The 22,680-nt window shown below is 59.9% G+C and carries 19 protein-coding genes, 4 tRNA genes and 1 pseudogene; 19 read left to right on the forward strand and 5 right to left on the reverse strand.

All coding sequences use genetic code 11. The features are described from left to right. Window positions 1–63 precede the first annotated feature (63 nt). Both HJC00_RS22275 and HJC00_RS22280 read left to right on the forward strand, forming a co-directional pair. Window positions 64–139, forward strand: a tRNA-Thr gene (locus HJC00_RS22275). A 204-nt stretch (window positions 140–343) separates the two neighbouring features. Next, window positions 344–650 (forward strand): annotated as a pseudogene (locus HJC00_RS22280) (hypothetical protein). Between the two features lie 35 nt (window positions 651–685). Here HJC00_RS22280 and HJC00_RS22285 read toward each other — a convergent pair. From HJC00_RS22285 to rlmB, 4 genes are all read right to left on the reverse strand, one after another. Next, complete coding sequence (locus HJC00_RS22285; protein WP_210628254.1) at window positions 686–823, reverse strand: hypothetical protein; 138 nt, start codon at window positions 821–823, stop codon at window positions 686–688. A 59-nt stretch (window positions 824–882) separates the two neighbouring features. Then, the gene (locus tag HJC00_RS22290) at window positions 883–1,041 is read right to left on the reverse strand and encodes a hypothetical protein (protein ID WP_164517777.1); all 159 of its coding nucleotides are present in this window, start codon (window positions 1,039–1,041) and stop codon (window positions 883–885) included. Window positions 1,042–1,166: 125 nt separating this feature from the next. Beyond that, window positions 1,167–1,859, reverse strand: a complete 693-nt coding sequence (locus HJC00_RS22295; RefSeq protein ID WP_210628253.1) for an AprI/Inh family metalloprotease inhibitor — start codon at window positions 1,857–1,859, stop codon at window positions 1,167–1,169. A 64-nt stretch (window positions 1,860–1,923) separates the two neighbouring features. Then, window positions 1,924–2,814: a 23S rRNA (guanosine(2251)-2'-O)-methyltransferase RlmB gene (gene rlmB, locus HJC00_RS22300; protein ID WP_221164623.1), complete on the reverse strand. Its 891-nt coding sequence runs from the start codon at window positions 2,812–2,814 to the stop codon at window positions 1,924–1,926. 203 nt (window positions 2,815–3,017) lie between these two features. Between rlmB and HJC00_RS22305 the strand changes: the two genes are divergently transcribed. The 14 genes from HJC00_RS22305 (at window position 3,018) to rpoC (ending at window position 18,699) form a co-directional block, all read left to right on the forward strand. Beyond that, window positions 3,018–3,102, forward strand: a tRNA-Tyr gene (locus HJC00_RS22305). A gap of 24 nt (window positions 3,103–3,126) precedes the next feature. Further along, a tRNA-Gly gene (locus HJC00_RS22310) sits at window positions 3,127–3,200 on the forward strand. A 321-nt stretch (window positions 3,201–3,521) separates the two neighbouring features. After that, window positions 3,522–4,697 carry an elongation factor Tu gene (gene tuf / locus HJC00_RS22315; protein WP_011424970.1) on the forward strand — a complete coding sequence of 392 codons (1,176 nt, stop codon included), beginning with the start codon at window positions 3,522–3,524 and terminating at the stop codon, window positions 4,695–4,697. Window positions 4,698–4,898: 201 nt separating this feature from the next. Then, window positions 4,899–5,033 (forward strand): hypothetical protein, encoded by a 135-nt coding sequence (locus HJC00_RS32715; protein ID WP_257784632.1) that lies wholly within the window; start codon window positions 4,899–4,901, stop codon window positions 5,031–5,033. Window positions 5,034–5,207: 174 nt separating this feature from the next. Then, on the forward strand, window positions 5,208–6,101 hold the full coding sequence (locus HJC00_RS22320) for an NAD(P)-dependent oxidoreductase (protein ID WP_210628251.1): 894 nt from the start codon (window positions 5,208–5,210) through the stop codon (window positions 6,099–6,101). A gap of 185 nt (window positions 6,102–6,286) precedes the next feature. Beyond that, a tRNA-Trp gene (locus tag HJC00_RS22325) sits at window positions 6,287–6,362 on the forward strand. Window positions 6,363–6,555: 193 nt separating this feature from the next. Beyond that, window positions 6,556–6,756 carry a preprotein translocase subunit SecE gene (gene secE, locus HJC00_RS22330; protein ID WP_003573826.1) on the forward strand — a complete coding sequence of 67 codons (201 nt, stop codon included), beginning with the start codon at window positions 6,556–6,558 and terminating at the stop codon, window positions 6,754–6,756. Between the two features lie 17 nt (window positions 6,757–6,773). Next, entirely contained in the window at window positions 6,774–7,304 is a 531-nt protein-coding gene (gene nusG / locus HJC00_RS22335) for a transcription termination/antitermination protein NusG (RefSeq protein WP_007791989.1), read from the forward strand. 175 nt (window positions 7,305–7,479) lie between these two features. Then, window positions 7,480–7,911, forward strand: coding sequence for a 50S ribosomal protein L11 (gene rplK, locus HJC00_RS22340; protein WP_009985507.1), 432 nt, complete (start codon window positions 7,480–7,482; stop codon window positions 7,909–7,911). A 4-nt stretch (window positions 7,912–7,915) separates the two neighbouring features. After that, window positions 7,916–8,617 carry a 50S ribosomal protein L1 gene (gene rplA, locus HJC00_RS22345; RefSeq protein ID WP_064801895.1) on the forward strand — a complete coding sequence of 234 codons (702 nt, stop codon included), beginning with the start codon at window positions 7,916–7,918 and terminating at the stop codon, window positions 8,615–8,617. Between the two features lie 329 nt (window positions 8,618–8,946). Next, the gene (rplJ, locus tag HJC00_RS22350) at window positions 8,947–9,465 is read left to right on the forward strand and encodes a 50S ribosomal protein L10 (RefSeq protein WP_064801896.1); all 519 of its coding nucleotides are present in this window, start codon (window positions 8,947–8,949) and stop codon (window positions 9,463–9,465) included. 58 nt (window positions 9,466–9,523) lie between these two features. Next, on the forward strand, window positions 9,524–9,904 hold the full coding sequence (gene rplL / locus HJC00_RS22355; RefSeq protein WP_210628250.1) for a 50S ribosomal protein L7/L12: 381 nt from the start codon (window positions 9,524–9,526) through the stop codon (window positions 9,902–9,904). A 258-nt stretch (window positions 9,905–10,162) separates the two neighbouring features. Beyond that, window positions 10,163–14,302, forward strand: a complete 4,140-nt coding sequence (gene rpoB, locus HJC00_RS22360; protein ID WP_210628249.1) for a DNA-directed RNA polymerase subunit beta — start codon at window positions 10,163–10,165, stop codon at window positions 14,300–14,302. 188 nt (window positions 14,303–14,490) lie between these two features. After that, a complete protein-coding gene (gene rpoC / locus HJC00_RS22365) occupies window positions 14,491–18,699 on the forward strand; it encodes a DNA-directed RNA polymerase subunit beta' (protein ID WP_064801902.1) in 4,209 nt (1,402 codons plus the stop codon). 101 nt (window positions 18,700–18,800) lie between these two features. Here the strand turns inward: rpoC and HJC00_RS22370 are convergent, their stop codons facing one another. Next, entirely contained in the window at window positions 18,801–19,094 is a 294-nt protein-coding gene (locus tag HJC00_RS22370; protein ID WP_085777819.1) for a transcriptional regulator, read from the reverse strand. 496 nt (window positions 19,095–19,590) lie between these two features. Here HJC00_RS22370 and rpsL point away from each other — a divergent pair, with 496 nt between their 5' ends. The 3 genes from rpsL (at window position 19,591) to fusA (ending at window position 22,639) form a co-directional block, all read left to right on the forward strand. Next, window positions 19,591–19,962: a 30S ribosomal protein S12 gene (gene rpsL, locus HJC00_RS22375; RefSeq protein WP_003547537.1), complete on the forward strand. Its 372-nt coding sequence runs from the start codon at window positions 19,591–19,593 to the stop codon at window positions 19,960–19,962. Between the two features lie 77 nt (window positions 19,963–20,039). Continuing rightward, window positions 20,040–20,510 (forward strand): 30S ribosomal protein S7, encoded by a 471-nt coding sequence (rpsG, locus tag HJC00_RS22380; RefSeq protein WP_004669085.1) that lies wholly within the window; start codon window positions 20,040–20,042, stop codon window positions 20,508–20,510. Window positions 20,511–20,539: 29 nt separating this feature from the next. Then, the gene (fusA, locus tag HJC00_RS22385; RefSeq protein WP_210628248.1) at window positions 20,540–22,639 is read left to right on the forward strand and encodes an elongation factor G; all 2,100 of its coding nucleotides are present in this window, start codon (window positions 20,540–20,542) and stop codon (window positions 22,637–22,639) included. Window positions 22,640–22,680: the final 41 nt, after the last annotated feature.

Here is a 22,680-nt window from a genome sequence, read left to right on the forward strand (position 1 = left end):
CTGTCTGCGCCGGCACGGATTTTCCTTTACAGGATCGCAGAATCTGTTAGTTGGGCAGCTATTGCCCTTGTAGCTCAGTTGGTAGAGCACCTGATTTGTAATCAGGGGGTCGCGGGTTCGAACCCTGCCGGGGGCACCAGCCTGCTCTGTGAGCTTCGGCTCGGCGAGCCGAAGAGAGCGGCCAAGCGAAGGCTGTCGCGTCGTATTTCCGTTGGGAACGAAGGCGGACTGGTTCCGATAACGCTCCGGCGCTTTTCCTTGATGAACTCTATCTAAGGACTGCTTCAGCAGCAATTCAGTCGTGTTGGCGCAGTATCTCCTCATCGTCAATGAGGAAGCAGCCATGAAGTTCGCGCCTATTTTCCTGACCGCAGCCATGTCCCTCGGCGCGGCCTTTGCTGCCGTTGCGCCCGCCGCCGCCATGCCTGTCGACCGATCGGCGCTATCCGTGCAAAGCGACATCGTCCAGATTCATGACAGCTGGCCACACGACCGCTGGCGTGACGATCTTGATTGGCGTGACGACCGTGACTGATTGGCGCCGGTCTGAATGGCGTTATGAACGCCGCCCTTGGCGGCCGTGGCGCTGGGAAGAGCGTCGCGAGTGGCGCCAATTTGATCGCGACATGCCGCGATTCTATCGCAGCTGAGGATAGTCGGTCCCAGCCACTCGCCATTCCCGGTTTCAATGCGTGATGGATTCGTTGACTCTTGCCTCGATTCTGTCGCCGTTACCGGTCTGTCCGGCACCGGAAGGTGACATCATCGCGATGCTGAGCACGGAGGCGACCATGACAGCGACGATGGCGATCATTATGCGCATAAGCGTTCAATCCCCGTTCGGTGGGATTAACGCGCAATCGCCGTCCGCGTTCCTCTCGCCTATTGCACCGGTCCCGGCGTCGCGGGGCCGGGCGCCGTCGGCGACAGCGGATCGGGCTGGTGGACGGGATGCGACGTGTCCACCCAGATGATGCTGAGGATGATTCCCACAAAGGCCGCGATGAAGAGGATACCGAAAATCAGCGGTCGAATGGCCATGATGGGAATCGCTCCTTCTTGCTTGTGACCGGTCGTTACGGATCGATCGCCGCCAGATCATAATGCTCCAGAAGGTCATTCCAAGGCAAAAAGTGGATTTCTCCGGATCGAGCCCTCAGCCGGGATCAGTGGCGCACGAGCGAAAGCGGCTTGCCGCCTTCTTCGCCGGACTTGTCGAAATTACCGTCGGCGCGCATGTCGAAGCTGAGCGATGAACCATCATGGCTCATCAGCGTCAGCCCGAAACCGTCGATATTCCAGACGGCGAGCTTGAGCCTGGCGACATTGGCGGCGCAGTCTTTGGAAAGCGACAAGGGGGCGTGGCCGTCCGTATCGACGGTGGCGTCGAGTGTCACGCTGCAGAGCTTGTCGCCGCCCGGTCTTTGCATCGCCCATGTCCCGGCAAGGCTCCTGAAGGTCGGCAGGCGATCGACACCATCGGGTGCTGAAACCAGCAGGAGCGGTGTTTCGTCTTCCGTTTTCATCGGCGAACCTTCGTTCTCGACGAAACGGGCGATGACCTTGCGCGTCGCGTCGATCAGAATGAGACCGCCATTGCCGTCGAAATTCCAGGCATAGGACTCGGCAAGCGCCGGCAGCGGCTTAGTGCAGGCCTCCTGGCCGGACAGCGAATGGCCGCCGATCGCCGTACCGGTTTCAAGCGTCATCCGGCATCCCGCGCGGCCGTCTTGCGGGGCAAAGAGATAGGTCCCTGCCTGCGCTTTGAGAATATCGGCATCGATCTCCTGCCCCTGGGCCAGGCCACAGGCAAGGAGGGCAGCTGCCGCAGCCGGAAGCCGGACGACGAAACGGATCATGACACTTCCCCCTTGGCGTGACGACTGCGGTCGTTGGAATTGATCTGGTCGCCTGTTGCCCCGCTTATGGCTTCAGATAGAGCCGCGCCGCATAAAGCGCAATCGCCGCTGCATTCGAGACGTTCAGCGACTTGATTGCGCCCGGCATGTCGAGGCGGGCAAGCGCGTTGACGGTTTCGCGCGTCTTCTGCCTGAGCCCCTTGCCCTCCGAGCCGAGCACCAGCGCCACCTTGTCGCCGGAGAAGGTGCCTTCGAGCGGCGCCGGTCCTTCCGAATCGAGGCCGATGGTGGAGAAGCCGAGCTTGTGCAATTCGCCAAGCGCCTCGGCGAGGTTGGTGATCTGTATATAAGGTATCAGTTCCAGGGCGCCGGAGGCGGACTTGGCGAGCACACCTGACTCGGTCGGGCTATGTCTCTGGGTGGTGATAACCGCCCCGGCATTGAAGGCGACGGCCGAGCGCATGATCGCGCCGACATTGTGCGGATCGGTGACCTGGTCGAGCACGAGCAGGAGAGGGCTGTCCTTCAGCGCTTCGAGCCGGCGCACCGGTAGCGGCCGCGTTTCCAGCATGACGCCCTGATGGATCGCCTCGGGACCGAGCACCTTGTCGATCTCGTGCGGCGAGACGATTTCGAAGGGAATGCCTAGCGTCTCGACGTCGATTTCCAGACGCGCGAGCGCATTCTGCGTCGTAAACAGCTTGATCTTATTGCGCTCCGGATTGTCGAGAGCAGCGCGCACCGTATGCAGGCCATAGAGATAGACCTGGTCGGGCGCGAGTACCGGCGGCTTCCAGTCCTCAGCTCCCCGCCGGCGCTTCTGTGGCTGGGGTGTCGGGATCTCGCCGCGTTCGCGCTTGGCGTCGCGGTGGGCGCGCCTCAGATTGGCGTAGTGCGTATCCTTGGCGGATGGGTCTGTCGCGGCCTTGCCGCCGGATTTGTTGTCTTTGCTCATGCGGCTTTATAGCCATGGCGTTCGCTGCCGCATAGGCTTTCTTTCATGTGCCGGCTTTCGGCGTCGAATGAAATTTTTCGTGTTTTTTCCATTGTCATCGTGTTGACAGACGGAAATGCTCCGGTCATATACGCGGCGCAGACGACGGGCGGCAACGCTTCGAAGTCTGACGAACTTGGTCTTCAAGATCCGGACGAAAAACTGGAGAGATGCCCGAGTGGTTAAAGGGGACGGACTGTAAATCCGTTGGCTCAGCCTACGTTGGTTCAAATCCAACTCTCTCCACCATTCGTCATTGGATCGGACCATCCCGCGGGTATAGCTCAATGGTAGAGCAGCAGCCTTCCAAGCTGAATACGCGGGTTCGATTCCCGCTACCCGCTCCAGTCTCCCCTAAAGCCAGTTGATGCGATCGCAGTCACGGTCGTCGCGCGCGCTGTTTCCAGCCGTGGGTGTACGCCGACTGCTGTTGCCGTAGGCGAGGGACGCCAATGGCGGCGGCTTCCGCGCGATTTTCTTTGAGATTCCAGCGATTTTTGGAAGGGTCCCGGCGAATCGCCTTGCAGGCGGCGAATTGTCTCCCATATGCGCTGTCACGCCAAGATTGGTCTCTGCAATTAAGTCTTGCGCAATTTCGCCGAAAGCCTTAAACGGCGGCACTAAACCGGTTCGCCGGGGCCACCATTTCGTTCACAGGAAGCATTCAAATGGCAAAGAGTAAGTTTGAGCGCAACAAGCCGCACGTCAACATTGGCACGATCGGCCACGTTGACCACGGCAAGACGTCTCTGACGGCAGCGATCACGAAGTACTTCGGTGAGTTCAAGGCGTACGACCAGATCGACGCGGCTCCGGAAGAGAAGGCGCGCGGCATCACGATCTCGACGGCGCACGTTGAGTATGAGACGCCGGCCCGCCACTATGCGCACGTCGACTGCCCCGGCCATGCCGACTACGTGAAGAACATGATCACCGGTGCGGCGCAGATGGACGGCGCGATCCTGGTTTGCTCGGCTGCTGACGGCCCGATGCCGCAGACGCGCGAACACATCCTGCTCGCCCGCCAGGTCGGCGTTCCGGCGATCGTTGTGTTCCTGAACAAGGTCGACCAGGTTGACGACGCCGAGCTTCTCGAGCTGGTCGAGCTCGAGGTTCGCGAGCTTCTGTCGTCCTACGACTTCCCGGGCGACGACATTCCGGTCGTCAAGGGCTCGGCGCTTGCTGCTCTTGAAGATTCCGACAAGAAGATCGGCGAAGACGCGATCCGCGAACTGATGGCAGCGGTCGACTCGTACATCCCGACGCCTGAGCGTCCGGTTGACCAGCCGTTCCTGATGCCGATCGAAGACGTGTTCTCGATCTCGGGCCGTGGTACGGTCGTGACCGGCCGCGTCGAGCGTGGCATCATCAAGGTTGGTGAAGAAGTCGAGATCGTCGGCATCCGTCCGACGTCGAAGACGACGGTGACCGGCGTTGAAATGTTCCGCAAGCTGCTCGACCAGGGCCAGGCCGGCGACAACATCGGCGCGCTGATCCGCGGTGTGAACCGTGACGGCGTCGAGCGTGGTCAGATCCTGTGCAAGCCGGGCTCGGTCAAGCCGCACAAGAAGTTCAAGGCAGAAGCCTACATCCTGACGAAGGAAGAGGGCGGCCGTCATACGCCGTTCTTCACCAACTACCGTCCGCAGTTCTACTTCCGCACGACGGACGTTACCGGCATCGTGACGCTTCCGGAAGGCACGGAAATGGTCATGCCGGGCGACAACGTCACGGTTGACGTCGAGCTGATCGTTCCGATTGCGATGGAAGAAAAGCTGCGTTTCGCTATCCGCGAAGGCGGCCGCACCGTCGGCGCCGGTATCGTCGCTTCAATCGTCGAGTAACCTTTCAGGTTATCCACAATCAGGAAACCCCGCTGGAAACAGCGGGGTTTTTCGTTTTTGATGCATCTGAGCCGTTTAACAGGTGTTGTAAAAATATCGTTAAAAACGCCCGTCACAGTATTTTGTTCATCTCACGTTCAGAAAGCAGTTGTGATTGGCTCATTTTAGTCCAGACTCCTCCTTGTAAAGAGGAGAGTCGGGATGATTCCAAAGGCCACATTCGTTGCGACGATATTCGCGATGTATGTTTTCACGATGTTTTTCATCGCTGCGATTCCGCAAGAGGTTGTTCAATCGGCCGGAGTGCAGATCAATGAGGTAAGCGTCGTCAAGTGACGACCTTTCCAGTTCATCGCACGGGGCTGCGGTGATAGGGCGATAATTGGCCAGGTGCTCCCGGATAGGGTGCTCCTGGCGCGGCGGGGTGAAGCCCCTCGCAGGACGCTCGCTTGCTCTTCGCGCGGAAGCGTCTAACTATGCCTCCGGTTTCATCATGCGGAGGACATTTCCATGAAAAAGCGGATTCTGTTCACAGGCGGTTCCGGCAAGGCAGGTCGCCATGCCGTGCCATGGCTCGTCAATGCAGGGTACGAGGTTCACAACCTCGATCTCGTGCCTCTGGACAGCCCCGGCGTCACCAATCTCATCGCCGACATCACCGATAGCGGCCAGGTCTTCAACGCGCTGTCGATGCATCGCGATTTTCCCGATCTCGACGCGGGCAGGGGCGTTCAGCCATTTGATGCCGTCGTGCATTTCGCCGCCATTCCGCGCATCCTGATCAAACCCGACAACGAGACCTTCCGCATCAACGTGATGGGCACTTACAATGTCATCGAAGCGGCGGTGAAGCTTGGCATCCGGAAAATCATCGTCGCGTCGAGCGAAACGACCTACGGCGTCTGCTTCGCCGAAGGCCACCGCGACTTCCACCAGTTTCCGCTGGAGGAAGATTACGACGTCAATCCGATGGATTCTTACGGCCTTTCCAAGGTCGTCAACGAAAAGACGGCCCGCGCCTTTGCCGAACGATCGGGCTTCGACATCTATGCGCTGCGCATCGGCAACGTTATCGAGCCGCATGAATATGAGAGGTTTCCGACCTATTTTGCCCATCCCGAGATGCGCAAGCGCATCACCTGGAGCTATATCGACGCTCGCGACCTCGGGCAGATCTGCCATCTCTGCATCGAGAAGGACGGGCTTGGTTATCAGGTCTTCAATGCCGCTAACGATACGGTTTCCGCCAATACGCCGTCGAAAGAGCTGGCGAAGCGATTCTTCCCGAGCGTGCCCTTCACCCGCGAGATCGGTGAATTTGAGGGGCTGCTTTCCAACCGCAAGATTCGCGAGGTGTTGGGTTTCAAGGAAGAACACGACTGGCGGAAATATGTGAAGGTCTGAATGCTCTCCGGTTGCGCGATCGAAAAGCGGACGCCTGCAGAAAAGCGGACGCTCGCAAATGAGCAGAAGGCTTTGAAAATCGAAAATCGTGCTTGCCAATCCGCTGCCGCCGTCTTAAAGGGAGCGCCATGCATTTCGGCAGCGATTTGCGGGTCTTGGCCCGGGGGGCTGAAGGACAGGCATGAAGGGGTATAGCTCAGTTGGTAGAGCGGCGGTCTCCAAAACCGCAGGTCGGGGGTTCGAGCCCCTCTGCCCCTGCCATCTTCCCTGATACGGACAGCGCGGCGATTGTCGCGGCATTCCGGCTCGGGATCGATCGGTGGCAACTAATTTCGTTAAACTTCGGTTTCCCTCTTGTGCATTCGGAAATCGGTGTTTATTTAGGGTTCAACAGACACGCGGTGCGTGGGGCTGATAGTTTCAGCTTTACGCGCCGTAATTGCGTGGGCAGTCGATGGCATCCAAATCCAATCCGTTTGCGTTTCTGCAGCAGGTTCGCTCCGAGACGTCCAAGGTCACATGGCCGTCGCGCCGCGAGACGATGATCTCGACGGTCATGGTGCTGGTGATGGTGGTTTTTGCCGCGCTGTTTTTCTTTGCCGCTGACCAGCTGATCGGCTGGGTCCTGAGCTTCGTGCTCAATACCGGCAACTGATACGGGTGGAGATGAAAATGGCGGCACGTTGGTACATCGTCCACGCGTACTCGAATTTTGAAAAGAAGGTGGCTGAGGACATCGAGAACAAGGCTCGCCAGAAGGGGCTCGAGCACCTGTTCGAGAAGATTCTCGTGCCGACCGAAAAGGTTGTGGAAGTGCGTCGCGGCCGCAAGGTCGATAGCGAACGCAAGTTCTTCCCGGGCTATGTCCTGGTCCGCGCCAATCTGACGGACGAGGCTTACCACCTGATCAAGAATACGCCGAAGGTCACAGGTTTCCTCGGCTCCGACAATAAGCCCGTTCCGATTCCGGATTATGAAGCCGAGCGCATTCTCGGTCAGGTTCAGGAAGGCGTCGAGCGGCCGAAGGCATCCGTTACCTTTGAGATCGGCGAGCAGGTCCGCGTTTCCGACGGTCCTTTCGCTTCGTTCAACGGCACGGTTCAGGATGTGGACGAAGAGCGTTCGCGCCTGAAGGTGGAAGTGTCGATCTTCGGCCGCGCAACGCCGGTCGAGCTGGAATATGCGCAGGTCGAGAAGGTCTGATTGCAAAATTGGAGGCTGGCCTTTGGGGCCTGTTTCCGGCGGACCTAGTCCGCATCCGCGTGGAAGGTGAGGGGTCTTAGCCGGACCCTAATGATCCGCACCACGCAACCGCAGCCGCCGGAGAAATCCGGCATCACGGGCCGGGCGACCGGCCGTTCATGAAAGGCAGAGAGATATGGCTAAGAAAGTTGCAGGCCAGCTCAAGCTTCAGGTCAAGGCAGGATCGGCAAACCCGTCCCCGCCGATTGGTCCGGCGCTTGGTCAGCGTGGCATTAACATCATGGAATTCTGCAAGGCGTTCAATGCCGCCACGCAGGAAATGGAAAAGGGCATGCCGATTCCGGTCGTCATCACCTATTACCAGGACAAGTCATTCACCTTCGCGATGAAGCAGCCTCCGGTCAGCTACTGGCTGAAGAAGGAAGCGAAGATCACCTCCGGTTCCAAGACCCCGGGCAAGGGCGCAAAGGCTGGTACCCTCACCAAGGCTCAGATCAAGACGATCGCCGAAGCCAAGATGAAGGACCTGAACGCAGCAGATATCGAAGGTGCAATGGCGATGATCGAGGGCTCTGCCCGCGCCATGGGCCTGGAAGTGGTGGGTTAAGATCATGGCTGGCAAGCGCACACGCAAGATCAACGAAGGTGTTGATCCCACCAAGCTCTACGCTCTGACTCAGGCCATCGGCATGGTCAAGGAGCGGGCTGTCGCCAAGTTCGACGAAACCATCGAAGTCTCGATGAACCTCGGCGTCGACCCGCGCCATGCGGACCAGATGGTTCGCGGCGTTGTCAACCTGCCGAACGGCACGGGCCGCACGGTTCGCGTCGCCGTCTTCGCGCGCGGCGCCAAGGCTGACGAAGCCAAGGCAGCCGGTGCCGATGTCGTTGGCGCCGAAGACCTCGTCGAAATCGTCCAGGGCGGCAAGATCGATTTCGATCGCTGCATCGCCACCCCCGATATGATGCCGCTCGTCGGCCGTCTCGGTAAGGTTCTCGGCCCGCGCGGCATGATGCCGAACCCGAAGGTCGGCACCGTCACCATGGACGTCGCCGGAGCCGTCAAGGCTTCCAAGGGCGGCGCCGTCGAGTTCCGCGTCGAAAAGGCTGGCATCGTTCACGCCGGTATCGGCAAGGCTTCTTTCGATGCCAAGGCTCTGGAAGAGAACATCCGCGCCTTTGCCGACGCCGTCATCAAGGCGAAGCCGGCTGGCGCCAAAGGCAACTACGTCAAGCGCGTGGCGATTTCCTCGACCATGGGCCCGGGCGTCAAGATCGAAGTCGGCTCGGTCACCGCAGCTCCGACTGCATAAGTTTATGACCGGGCTTCGGCCCGGTCACTGAATTTCCGGCCTCGCAAGGGGCCGGAATATTCCGGAGAAATCCGGAATCCTGTCCGAGATTGCAGGTGGTTTTCCCTTAATCACTTCGCCTGCATGAGACGGGTAAGACCCGAATTGCATGAAGTTCACTTCTCGTAACTCGGTTCGAGCCTTGGATGCCTTGTGCCTCTTTAGCCCTGATGGGCGCGGGAGCGCGGGGGGACAGGATCCTCAAGCGTCGCTTGGGATCTCTTTGGATCCCGGGAGGCAAAAGGCAACCCGGCGGGCCCGTTTTCGGTCCCGCCAACTGGAGATAGGCAGTGGAAAGAGCGGAAAAACGCGAATTCGTCACGGAACTGAACGAAGTCTTCAAGGCTTCGGGCTCAGTCGTCGTGGCCCACTATGCTGGTGCTACAGTCGCGCAGATGAACGATTTTCGTTCGAAGATGCGTGCAGCTGGCGGTACCGTCAAAGTCGCGAAGAACCGCCTGGCCAAAATTGCCCTTCAGGGTACGGAAGCGGAAGGGATTACCAATCTCTTCAAGGGTCAGACGCTGATTGCATACAGCACCGATCCGATCACCGCTCCGAAGGTCGTCATGGATTTCGCCAAGACCAACGACAAGATCGTTGTTCTGGGCGGCGCCATGGGAACAACCACGCTCAACGCCGATGCAGTCAAGTCGCTTGCGACCCTGCCTTCGCTCGATGAGCTGCGTGCGAAGCTGCTGGGCATGATCCAGACACCGGCTACCCGCATCGCTGGGGTTGTTGCCGCACCGGCAAGCCAGCTTGCCCGCGTGTTTGCGGCCTACGCCAAGAAGGACGAAGCCGCTTAAGGCGGTTTTTCGCTGTTTATAATCAACCGGTTCGAACCGAACAAAAGGAACTAGTAAAATGGCTGATCTCGCAAAGATCGTTGACGACCTCTCCTCGCTGACCGTTCTGGAAGCTGCAGAACTGTCGAAGCTTCTCGAAGAAAAGTGGGGCGTTTCCGCTGCTGCTCCGGTAGCTGTTGCTGCTGCTGCTGGTGGTGCAGGCGCTGCTGCTCCGGCTGAAGAAGAAAAGACCGAGTTCGACGTCATCCTCACGGATGCCGGCGCCAACAAGATCAACGTCATCAAGGAAGTCCGCGCCATCACCGGCCTCGGCCTTAAGGAAGCCAAGGACCTCGTCGAAGGCGCTCCGAAGGCTGTCAAGGAAGGCGTTTCCAAGGCTGAAGCCGCCGACATCAAGAAGAAGCTTGAAGACGCAGGCGCAAAGGCCGACGTCAAGTAATCTTGAACTGCACGTGGGAGGTGGCACTTACTGCCTCCCATTTGCCGTTTTCCTGAACGAATTACCCAAAAGCCGCGTGAAAACGGCTTTTGGGTAATGGGTTCTTCAAGAGCATGGTCTCGAACCGAAGCGCCAAGGCAATCCGGCCTGGCTGTTTCGGGAGGTGGGACGAGGTTGAACTACTCATTGATCGGCGGGGTCGACTGGCCATCGGTTCCCGTCCGTTGCAGGCCCGGATGCAATTTTGAAGGAGCGACGATGGCTCAGACCCTTTCGTTCAATGGTCGCAGGCGCGTACGCAAGTTTTTTGGTAAGATCCCCGAAGTCGCAGAAATGCCGAACCTCATCGAGGTTCAGAAGGCGTCCTACGACCAGTTTCTGATGGTTGAAGAGCCGAAGGGCGGTCGCCCTGACGAAGGCCTTCAGGCCGTCTTCAAGTCCGTTTTCCCGATCACCGACTTCTCCGGCGCCTCGATGCTGGAGTTCGTGTCTTACGAATTCGAACCGCCGAAGTTCGACGTTGACGAGTGCCGCCAGCGCGACCTGACCTATGCCGCGCCGCTGAAGGTCACTCTCCGTCTCATCGTGTTCGATATCGACGAGGATACCGGCGCAAAGTCGATCAAGGACATCAAGGAACAGTCCGTCTACATGGGCGACATGCCGCTCATGACCAACAACGGCACGTTCATCGTCAACGGCACCGAGCGCGTCATCGTCTCGCAGATGCACCGTTCGCCGGGCGTCTTCTTCGACCATGACAAGGGCAAGAGCCATTCTTCCGGCAAGCTGCTCTTCGCCGCCCGCGTCATTCCCTATCGCGGCTCCTGGCTCGATATCGAATTCGACGCCAAGGACATCGTCTACGCCCGCATCGACCGCCGCCGCAAAATCCCCGTCACCTCGCTGCTGATGGCGCTCGGCATGGACGGCGAGGAAATTCTCGACACCTTCTACACGAAGTCGCTCTACAAGCGCGACGGCGAAGGTTGGCGCATTCCCTTCAAGCCGGAAACCCTGAAGGGCGCCAAGGCAATCACCGAGATGGTCGACGCCGATACCGGCGAAGTCGTGGTGGAAGCCGGCAAGAAGCTGACGCCGCGCCTGCTGCGCCAGCTTTCCGATAAGGGCCTGAAGGCGCTGAAGGCCGGCGACGACGATCTTTACGGCAACTACCTCGCCGAGGATATCGTCAACTATTCGACGGGTGAGATCTATCTCGAGGCCGGCGACGAGATCGACGAGAAGACGCTTGCCGTCATTCTCGCGAACGGTTTCGACGAGATCCCGGTTCTCGGCATCGACCACATCAATGTCGGCGCCTATATCCGCAACACGCTTTCGGCTGACAAGAACGAGAACCGTCAGGACGCTCTGTTCGACATCTATCGCGTCATGCGCCCGGGTGAACCGCCGACGATGGAATCGGCCGAAGCCATGTTCAACTCGCTGTTCTTCGATGCGGAGCGTTACGACCTCTCCGCCGTCGGCCGCGTCAAGATGAACATGCGCCTCGACCTCTCCGTCGAGGACACCGTTCGCATCCTGCGCAAGGACGACATCCTGGCCGTGGTCAAGATGCTGGTCGAACTGCGCGACGGTAAGGGCGAGATCGACGACATCGACAACCTCGGCAACCGCCGCGTCCGCTCGGTCGGCGAGCTGATGGAGAACCAGTACCGTCTCGGCCTGCTCCGCATGGAGCGCGCGATCAAGGAACGCATGTCCTCGATCGAAATCGATACGGTCATGCCGCAGGACCTGATCAACGCCAAGCCGGCTGCCGCAGCCGTCCGCGAATTCTTCGGTTCCTCGCAGCTCTCGCAGTTCATGGACCAGGTCAACCCGCTCTCGGAAATCACCCACAAGCGCCGTCTTTCGGCCCTTGGTCCGGGCGGTCTGACCCGCGAGCGCGCCGGCTTCGAAGTCCGCGACGTGCATCCGACCCACTACGGCCGTATCTGCCCGATCGAAACGCCGGAAGGCCCGAACATCGGTCTGATCAACTCGCTGGCGACCTTCGCGCGTGTCAACAAATACGGCTTCATCGAAAGCCCGTACCGGCGCATCGTTGAAGGCAAGGTAACCAACGACGTGCTCTACCTCTCCGCCATGGAAGAGGCCAAGTACTACGTCGCCCAGGCCAACGCCGAGCTGAACGCTGACGGCTCCTTCGTCGACGAATTCGTCGTCTGCCGTCACGCAGGTGAAGTTATGCTCGCGCCTCGCGACAGCATGAACTTGATGGACGTTTCGCCGAAGCAGGTCGTTTCGGTTGCTGCGGCACTCATCCCGTTCCTGGAAAACGACGACGCCAACCGCGCCCTCATGGGCTCGAACATGCAGCGTCAGGCCGTGCCGCTGCTGCGTGCCGAAGCTCCGTTCGTCGGCACCGGCATGGAGCCGGTCGTCGCCCGTGACTCCGGTGCCGCCATCGGTGCCCGCCGCGGCGGCGTGGTCGACCAGGTCGACGCGACGCGTATCGTTATCCGCGCCACGGAAGACCTCGAAGCCGGCAAGTCCGGCGTCGATATCTACCGCCTGCAGAAGTTCCAGCGTTCGAACCAGAACACCTGCGTCAACCAGCGTCCGCTGGTCACCGTCGGTGACGTCGTCAACCGCGGCGATATTCTCGCCGACGGTCCGTCGACCGATCTCGGCGACCTGGCGCTCGGCCGCAACGCGCTCGTCGCGTTCATGCCGTGGAATGGCTACAACTACGAAGACTCGATCCTGCTCTCCGAGCGGATCGTTGCCGATGACGTGTTCACCTCCATCCACATCGAGGAATTCGAGGTGATGGCGCGCGACACCAAGCTTGGCCCTGAGGAAATCACCCGGGATATTCCGAACGTTTCGGAAGAGGCGCTGAAGAACCTCGACGAAGCCGGCATCGTTTATATCGGCGCCGAAGTTCAGCCGGGCGATATCCTCGTCGGCAAGATCACGCCGAAGGGCGAAAGCCCGATGACGCCGGAAGAAAAGCTTCTGCGCGCCATCTTCGGCGAAAAAGCCTCAGACGTGCGCGACACCTCCATGCGCATGCCGCCCGGCACCTACGGCACGATCGTCGAAGTTCGCGTCTTCAACCGCCATGGCGTCGAGAAGGACGAGCGCGCGATGGCGATCGAACGCGAAGAGATCGAGCGTCTCGCCAAGGACCGTGACGACGAGCAGGCGATCCTCGACCGTAACGTCTACGGCCGTCTGATCGACATGCTGCGCGGCCAGGTGTCCATCGCAGGCCCTAAGGGCTTCAAGAAGGGCACCGAACTTTCGAACGCCGTCGTCTCCGAATATCCCCGCTCCCAGTGGTGGATGTTCGCCGTCGAGGACGAGAAGGTGCAGGGCGAACTCGAAGCCCTCCGCGGCCAGTATGACGAATCCAAGTCGCGCCTTGAACAGCGCTTCATGGACAAGGTCGAGAAGGTCCAGCGCGGCGATGAAATGCCTCCGGGCGTCATGAAGATGGTCAAGGTCTTTGTCGCCGTGAAGCGCAAGATCCAGCCGGGCGATAAGATGGCCGGCCGTCACGGGAACAAGGGCGTGGTCTCGCGCATTGTGCCTGTCGAGGACATGCCGTTCCTGGAAGACGGCACGCATGTCGACGTCGTTCTGAACCCGCTCGGCGTGCCTTCGCGCATGAACGTCGGCCAGATCCTGGAAACGCACCTGGGCTGGGCTTGCGCCGGCATGGGTCGTCAGATCGGCGAACTGATCGAAGCGTATAAGGCCAATGGCAACATCGAGCCGCTGCGCAAGACCATCGGCGATGTCGTCGGGGACGGTCCCAAGGCCGAACAGGTCCAGGACTTCGACGATGAGTCCGTTCTGCGTCTCGCCGACCAGTGGAAGCGCGGCGTTTCGATCGCAACGCCGGTCTTCGACGGCGCCAACGAAGGTGACGTCAACGACATGCTGCGTTTGGCGGGTCTCAAGGACACCGGCCAGTCGACGCTCTATGACGGCCGTACCGGCGAGCAGTTCGACCGCCAGGTTACCGTGGGCTACATCTACATGCTGAAGCTCAACCACCTGGTCGACGACAAGATCCATGCCCGTTCGATCGGCCCTTACTCGCTCGTGACCCAGCAGCCACTGGGCGGCAAGGCGCAGTTCGGCGGTCAGCGCTTCGGCGAAATGGAGGTCTGGGCGCTCGAAGCCTATGGCGCCGCCTATACGCTGCAGGAAATGCTGACGGTGAAGTCGGACGACGTCGCCGGCCGCACCAAGGTCTACGAAGCCATTGTCCGCGGAGACGACACGTTCGAAGCCGGTATTCCGGAAAGCTTCAACGTTCTCGTCAAGGAAATGCGCTCGCTGGGCCTCAGCGTCGAGCTCGAGAACACCAAGCTCGACGAAGCGCAGGCAACCCAGCTGCCGGACGCGGCCGAGTAAACATTGATAGGGCGTGCGCTGCCAATGCGGCGCACGCCGGTCCCGCCGGGAGCCGCATCCGTGTCGGCCCGGAAGGGAAGTTTCGCCGCATCTTGCGGTTATTCTCGTTTAAGCGAGGGAGGCGGCTCCCGGGAATTGCCGCCGGCCATCGCATTTTGAGGGCGCTTTAGCCCATGAAGGAGACAGGCATGAACCAAGAGGTCATGAATCTTTTCAATCCGCAGGTGCCTGCACAGAATTTCGATTCCATTCGGATTTCGATCGCGTCTCCGGAGAAGATCCTCTCCTGGTCCTACGGTGAGATCAAGAAGCCGGAAACCATCAACTACCGTACGTTCAAGCCGGAACGCGACGGCCTGTTCTGCGCACGCATCTTTGGCCCGATCAAGGACTACGAATGCTTGTGCGGCAAGTACAAGCGCATGAAGTACAAGGGCATCATCTGCGAAAAGTGCGGCGTCGAAGTTACGCTGTCGCGCGTTCGCCGTGAGCGCATGGGCCACATCGAGCTCGCTGCTCCCGTTGCCCACATCTGGTTCCTGAAGTCGCTGCCGTCGCGCATTTCGACACTGCTCGACATGACGCTGAAGGATGTCGAGCGCGTCCTCTATTTCGAAAACTACATCGTCACCGAGCCGGGCCTGACTGCTCTCAAGGAGCACCAGCTCCTCTCGGAAGAAGAGTACATGCTCGCCGTCGACGAATACGGCGAAGACCAGTTCACCGCGATGATCGGCGCTGAGGCGATCTACGAGATGCTGGCCTCGATGAACCTCGAAAAGATCGCCGGCGATCTGCGCTCCGAGCTTGCCGACACCACGTCGGATCTCAAGCAGAAGAAGCTGATGAAGCGCCTGAAGATCGTCGAGAACTTCATGGAGTCAGGCAACCGTCCGGAATGGATGATCATGAAGGTCGTCCCGGTCATCCCGCCGGATCTGCGCCCGCTCGTTCCGCTCGACGGTGGCCGTTTCGCGACGTCAGATCTGAACGATCTCTACCGCCGCGTCATCAACCGTAACAATCGCCTGAAGCGCCTGATTGAACTGCGCGCTCCCGGCATCATCATCCGCAACGAAAAGCGCATGTTGCAGGAATCTGTCGACGCGCTCTTCGATAACGGCCGCCGCGGCCGCGTCATCACCGGCGCCAACAAGCGTCCGCTGAAATCGCTGTCCGACATGCTTAAGGGCAAGCAGGGCCGCTTCCGCCAGAACCTGCTCGGCAAGCGCGTCGACTATTCCGGCCGCTCGGTCATCGTCACCGGTCCGGAGCTGAAGCTGCATCAGTGCGGCCTGCCGAAGAAGATGGCGCTCGAACTCTTCAAGCCATTCATCTACGCCCGCCTCGACGCCAAGGGTTATTCCTCGACTGTCAAGCAGGCCAAGAAGCTGGTCGAAAAGGAAAAGCCGGAAGTTTGGGATATTCTCGACGAGGTCATCCGCGAGCATCCGGTTCTCCTGAACCGCGCACCGACGCTGCACCGCCTGGGCATCCAGGCCTTCGAACCCACCCTGGTCGAAGGCAAGGCCATCCAGCTGCACCCGCTCGTCTGCACGGCCTTCAATGCCGACTTCGACGGTGACCAGATGGCCGTGCACGTGCCGCTGTCGCTCGAAGCCCAGCTCGAAGCCCGCGTGCTGATGATGTCGACCAACAACATCCTGCACCCGGCCAACGGCGCGCCGATCATCGTTCCCTCGCAGGACATGGTTCTCGGCCTGTACTATCTGTCGATCCTGAACCAGAACGAGCCGGGCGAAGGCATGGCCTTCTCCGATCTCGGCGAGCTGCATCACGCGCTGGAAAACAAGGTCGTGACGCTGCACACCAAGATCCGCGGCCGCTTCAAGTCGATCGGCGAGGATGGCAAGCCCTACTCGAAGATCTATGAGACGACGCCCGGCCGTCTGCTCATCGGCGAACTGCTGCCGAAGAACGGCAAGGTGCCCTTCGACATCTGCAACCAGGAAATGACCAAGAAGAACATCTCCAAGATGATCGACACGGTCTACCGCCATTGCGGCCAGAAGGACACGGTCATCTTCTGCGACCGCATCATGCAGCTCGGTTTCGCCCATGCCTGCCGCGCCGGCATTTCGTTCGGCAAGGACGACATGGTCATTCCGGACACGAAGGCCAAAATCGTCAACGACACCGAAAATCTGGTGAAGGAATACGAACAGCAGTACAATGACGGCCTCATCACCCAGGGCGAAAAGTACAACAAGGTTGTCGACGCCTGGGGCAAGGCGACCGAAAAGGTCGCCGAAGAGATGATGGCTCGCATCAAGGCGGTCGAATTCGATGAGAACACCGGCCGTCAAAAGCCGATGAACTCAATCTACATGATGAGCCACTCCGGCGCCCGCGGTTCTCCGAACCAGATGCGTCAGCTGGGCGGCATGCGCGGCCTGATGGCCAAGCCGTCGGGCGAAATCATCGAGACGCCGATCATCTCGAACTTCAAGGAAGGCCTGACCGTCAACGAGTACTTCAACTCGACGCACGGCGCCCGTAAGGGTCTGGCGGACACCGCCTTGAAGACTGCAAACTCCGGTTACCTGACCCGCCGACTCGTCGACGTCGCGCAGGATTGCATCGTTACGCACGTCGATTGCGGCACCGAAACCGGCCTGACCATGACCGCTATCGTCGATGCCGGCCAGGTCGTAGCCTCGCTCGGCGCCCGTATTCTCGGCCGCACGGCGCTCGACGACATCGATCATCCGGTGACGGGTGAGCGCATCGTCGATGCCGGCAAGATGATCCTCGAGCCTGATGTCATCGAAATCGAGAAGGCCGGTATCCAGTCGATCCGCATCCGCTCGGCGCTGACCTGCGAAATCCAGACGGGCGTCTGCTCGGTCTGCTACGGCCGCGACCTTGCGCGCGGTACGCCGGTCAACATGGGCGAAGCCGTCGGCGTCATCGCCGCCCAGTCGATTGGCGAGCCGGGAACCCAGCTCACCATGCGTACCTTCCACCTAGGCGGTACGGCAACCGTGGTTGACCAGTCGTTCCTGGAAGCCTCGTACGAAGGTACGGTGCAGATCAAGAACCGCAACGTGCTGCGCAACTCTGAAGGCAGCCTCGTTGCCATGGGCCGCAACATGACTGTCCAGATCCTGGACGAGCGTGGCGTCGAGCGCTCTTCGCAGCGTGTCGCCTACGGTTCGAAGCTGCATGTCGACGAAGGTGACAAGGTCAAGCGTGGCCAGCGTCTGGCGGAGTGGGATCCTTACACCCGGCCGATGATGACGGAAGTCGCCGGTACCGTTCAGTTCGAAGACCTCGTCGATGGTCTCTCGGTTCTGGAAGCAACCGACGAATCCACCGGCATCACCAAGCGTCAGGTCATCGACTGGCGTTCGACCCCGCGCGGCTCGGACCTCAAGCCGGCGATCGTCATCAAGGACGCCAGCGGCAATGTCGCGAAGCTGTCGCGTGGTGGTGACGCCCGCTTCCTGCTCTCGGTCGACGCCATTCTGTCGGTCGAGCCGGGCACGAAGGTCTCCCAGGGTGACGTTCTCGCCCGTTCGCCGCTCGAAAGCGCCAAGACCAAGGACATCACCGGTGGTCTGCCGCGTGTTGCCGAACTGTTCGAAGCGCGCCGTCCGAAGGACCACGCCATCATCGCAGAGATCGATGGTACGATCCGCCTCGGCCGCGATTACAAGAACAAGCGTCGCGTCATCATCGAGCCGGCGGAAGACGGTGTCGAGCCTGTCGAATACCTGATCCCGAAGGGCAAGCCCTTCCACCTTCAGGACGGCGACTATATCGAAAAGGGTGATTACATCCTCGACGGTAACCCGGCTCCGCACGACATCCTGGCGATCAAGGGCGTGGAGGCTCTGGCTTCCTACCTCGTCAACGAAATCCAGGAAGTCTACCGCCTGCAGGGCGTCGTCATCAACGACAAGCACATCGAGGTGATCGTCCGTCAGATGCTGCAGAAGGTGGAGATCACCGATGCCGGCGACTCGACCTACATCGTCGGCGACAACGTCGACCGGATCGAGCTGGAGGACGTCAACGACCACCTGATCGAGCAGGGCAAGAAGCCCGCCAGCGGCGAGCCGGTTCTTCTCGGCATCACCAAGGCGTCGCTGCAGACCCCGTCCTTCATCTCGGCCGCGTCCTTCCAGGAAACGACCAAGGTGCTGACCGAAGCTGCAATCGCCGGCAAGACCGACGGCCTGCAGGGCCTGAAGGAAAACGTCATCGTCGGCCGCCTCATTCCGGCCGGCACCGGCGGCACCATGACCCAGATTCGCCGCATCGCCACGTCGCGCGACGAGCTGATTCTCGAAGAGCGCCGTAAGGGCACTGGGGCGGCGGTCGCCACGCCGATGCTGCAGGACATGGCCGAAAACGCCCCGGCTGCGGAATAATCCGCAGCCGAGGTCTACGAATTGAAAAACCGCCCGGAGCGATCCGGGCGGTTTTCGTTTGTGCTAGCCTCTGATTGATCGGGGGAGGGAAGGCGTTCCCGTCAGTTGAACCGGATGATCGCGACCTCGCCATCGACCGCACCCTGATAAGCCGAGGCGTGCGGCTCTTCCGCCGGAATTTCGGTCAGCATGCCGATCTGGTCGAGATCGGCCTCGATGAAGCCCTCCTCGGCAAGAGCGTTCAAGGCTTCGCGCACGGCGGTGTCGTCATCGGGCGCCTTCAGCAGGATGTGCAGGTCGATGCCTTCGCTTGCCTCGGACTCATAGCCTTTTCCGATGATGATGAAGATCATCGGCCCGTCGAAATTATTGTCGTTATCAGGTGTCGTGATCATCGCCTGTCCTCGGTTCATGGAGATTCGCTTTGTCGAATCCGCTGAGAGGACCTAACGCCGCAATTGCTGATTCCTTAACCGCTTTTGCTGCAAGGCCCAAGTTTTTATCTTGGCGCACGTCCCTGAATGCGTCTAGAAGGATGAAAACAGGGCGTTCGGCCCGCATATCAAGGTGATGCGGCCAAGTTTATTTCTTAACCGGCCTTGACGGAACGGGTGGAAACCAGTAGTACCCCGCCCATCAGATCCCATGTGAGGCTTGGCTGTTCGGGGCGACGCGCCCTGAAGTTCACCTCAAACAAGGTTCTAAACGCACGTTGAAGTCATGATGCTGCACGCATGACGCAGGATTTTATGCGTCCTCTGCTCCTTGTGGTCCATCTGCGGAAGCGGATCGGGCCATATTTTGCGCATTGACGGAAAGCATGCGTCATTGCCGGAGACGGCGTGAGTTCAAGCCCGCAAGGGTACTGAGAAAAACGTAAGGGATGGTTGAATGCCTACCGTAAACCAGCTGATCCGCAAGCCTCGCCAGGCGAACGTAAAGCGTAATAAGGTTCCCGCTCTCCAGGAGAACCCGCAGAAGCGCGGCGTTTGCACGCGCGTCTACACGACCACGCCGAAGAAGCCGAACTCGGCTCTGCGTAAGGTCGCAAAGATCCGCCTGACCAACGGCTTCGAAGTCATTGGTTACATCCCCGGCGAAGGTCACAACCTTCAGGAACACTCCGTCGTCATGATCCGCGGCGGCCGCGTCAAGGACCTTCCGGGTGTCCGTTATCATATCATCCGCGGCGTTCTCGATACCCAGGGTGTCAAGAACCGCAAGCAGCGTCGCTCCAAGTACGGCGCGAAGCGTCCGAAGTAATTCGGTTTTGAATAATCCGGCGCTGCGCGAGGTCCTCCGCGTGATGAAGCGCCTTAACGGTTGAAGAGACGAAAAGTATGTCCAGACGTCATAAAGCAGAAAAGCGCGAGATCAACCCGGATCCGAAGTTCGGTGACCTCGTCGTGACCAAGTTCATGAATGCCATCATGCTCGATGGTAAGAAGTCCGTTGCTGAAAACATCGTCTACGGTGCGTTCGACGCCGTCCAGGGCAAGTCCAAGCAGGAGCCGCTTTCGGTTTTCCATTCTGCGCTCGACAACATTGCCCCGCACGTTGAAGTCCGCTCGCGCCGCGTCGGTGGTGCGACCTATCAGGTTCCGGTCGACGTCCGTCCGGAGCGCCGCCAGGCTCTCGCCATTCGCTGGCTGATTGCCGCCGCCCGCAAGCGCAACGAAACCACCATGATCGACCGTCTGTCCGGCGAACTGCTCGATGCGTCCAACAACCGCGGCTCCGCCGTCAAGAAGCGCGAAGACACGCACAAGATGGCTGACGCCAACCGCGCGTTCTCGCACTATCGCTGGTAATTCCGAACGGTATCGAAAGGCAGTCCACAATGGCTCGCGAATATAAGATCGAAGACTACCGCAATTTCGGTATCATGGCGCATATCGACGCCGGCAAGACCACGACCACCGAGCGTATCCTTTACTACACCGGCAAGTCGCACAAGATCGGCGAAGTCCACGACGGCGCAGCCACCATGGACTGGATGGAGCAGGAGCAGGAGCGTGGCATCACGATCACGTCCGCTGCCACCACGACCTTCTGGAAGGGCCGTGACGGCAAGATGCGCCGCTTCAACATCATCGACACTCCCGGCCACGTCGACTTCACCATCGAAGTCGAGCGTTCGCTGCGCGTTCTGGACGGCGCCATCGCGCTGCTCGACGCCAACGCCGGCGTGGAGCCGCAGACGGAAACCGTCTGGCGCCAGGCTGAGAAGTACAATGTTCCGCGGATGATCTTCTGCAACAAGATGGACAAGACCGGCGCGGACTTCTACCGCTCGGTCGAGATGATCAAGACGCGTCTCGGTGCGACCGCCGTCGTCATGCAGCTGCCGATCGGCGCTGAAAGCGACTTCAAGGGCGTTGTCGACCTCGTCGAGATGAATGCCCTGATCTGGCGCGACGAATCGCTCGGCGCCCAGTGGGACGTCGTCGAAATCCCGGATGACCTGAAGGCCAAGGCTGAAGAATATCGTGAAAAGCTGATCGAGACGGTCGTCGAGATCGACGAAGCTGCGATGGAAGCCTACCTCGAAGGCAACATGCCCGACAACGATAAGATCCGCGAACTCGTTCGCCGCGGCACGATCGACGTCAAGTTCCATCCGATGTTCTGCGGCACCGCCTTCAAGAACAAGGGTGTGCAGCCGCTGCTCGACGCCGTCGTCGACTACCTGCCGTCGCCGCTCGACATTCCGGCGATCAAGGGCATCGACTTCAAGACCGAAGCTGATATCGAGCGTCATGCAGACGACGCCGAGCCGCTTTCGATGCTGGCGTTCAAGATCATGAACGACCCCTTCGTCGGTTCGCTCACCTTCGCACGCATCTACTCCGGCAAGCTCGAAAAGGGCTCCTCGGTTCTGAACACGGTCAAGGACAAGCGCGAGCGCGTCGGCCGTATGCTGCAGATGCACTCCAACTCGCGTGAAGACATCGAAGAAGCCTTCGCGGGCGACATCGTTGCTCTCGCCGGCCTCAAGGAAACCACCACTGGCGATACGCTCTGCGATCCGCTGAAGCCGGTTATCCTCGAGCGCATGGAATTCCCCGAGCCGGTCATCCAGATCGCCATCGAGCCGAAGTCCAAGGGCGACCAGGAAAAGATGGGCCTCGCGCTCAACCGCCTGGCAGCTGAAGACCCGTCCTTCCGCGTGAAGACGGACCAGGAATCCGGCCAGACGATCATCGCCGGCATGGGCGAACTGCATCTCGACATCATCGTCGACCGCATGCGTCGCGAGTTCAAGGTCGAAGCAAACGTCGGTGCGCCGCAGGTTGCTTACCGCGAAACCATCACGCGCCAGACCGAAGAAGACTATACGCACAAGAAGCAGACCGGTGGTACCGGCCAGTTCGCACGTGTCAAGATCATCTTCGAACCGAACCCGGAAGGCGAAGACTTCAAGTTCGAATCCAAGATCGTCGGCGGCTCTGTTCCGAAGGAATACATCCCGGGCGTTCAGAAGGGCATCGAGAGCGTTCTGTCTTCCGGTCCGCTGGCTGGCTTCCCGATGCTCGGCGTCAAGGCGACGCTCATCGACGGCGCCTTCCACGATGTAGACTCGTCGGTCCTGGCGTTCGAAATCGCTTCCCGCGCTTGCTTCCGTGAAGCAGCGAAGAAGGCCGGCGCTCAGCTCCTCGAGCCGATGATGAAGGTCGAAGTCGTCACCCCGGAAGATTACGTCGGTGACGTTATCGGCGACCTCAACTCCCGCCGTGGCCAGATCCAGGGTCAGGAAAGCCGTGGCATCGCGGTTGTCATCAGCGCCAACGTTCCGCTGGCCAACATGTTCAAGTACGTCGACAACCTGCGCTCCATGTCGCAGGGCCGCGCGCAGTACACGATGACCTTCGATCATTACGCGCCGGTCCCGTCGAACGTCGCAACCGAAATCCAGGCAAAGTATTCCGGTCAGAAGTGACCGGAATACCAATTGACCGATAACAAGAATTAGCTCCTCTC

It is taken from the genome of Rhizobium sp. NLR22b, from assembly GCF_019685295.1.
Lineage (GTDB): Bacteria > Pseudomonadota > Alphaproteobacteria > Rhizobiales > Rhizobiaceae > Rhizobium.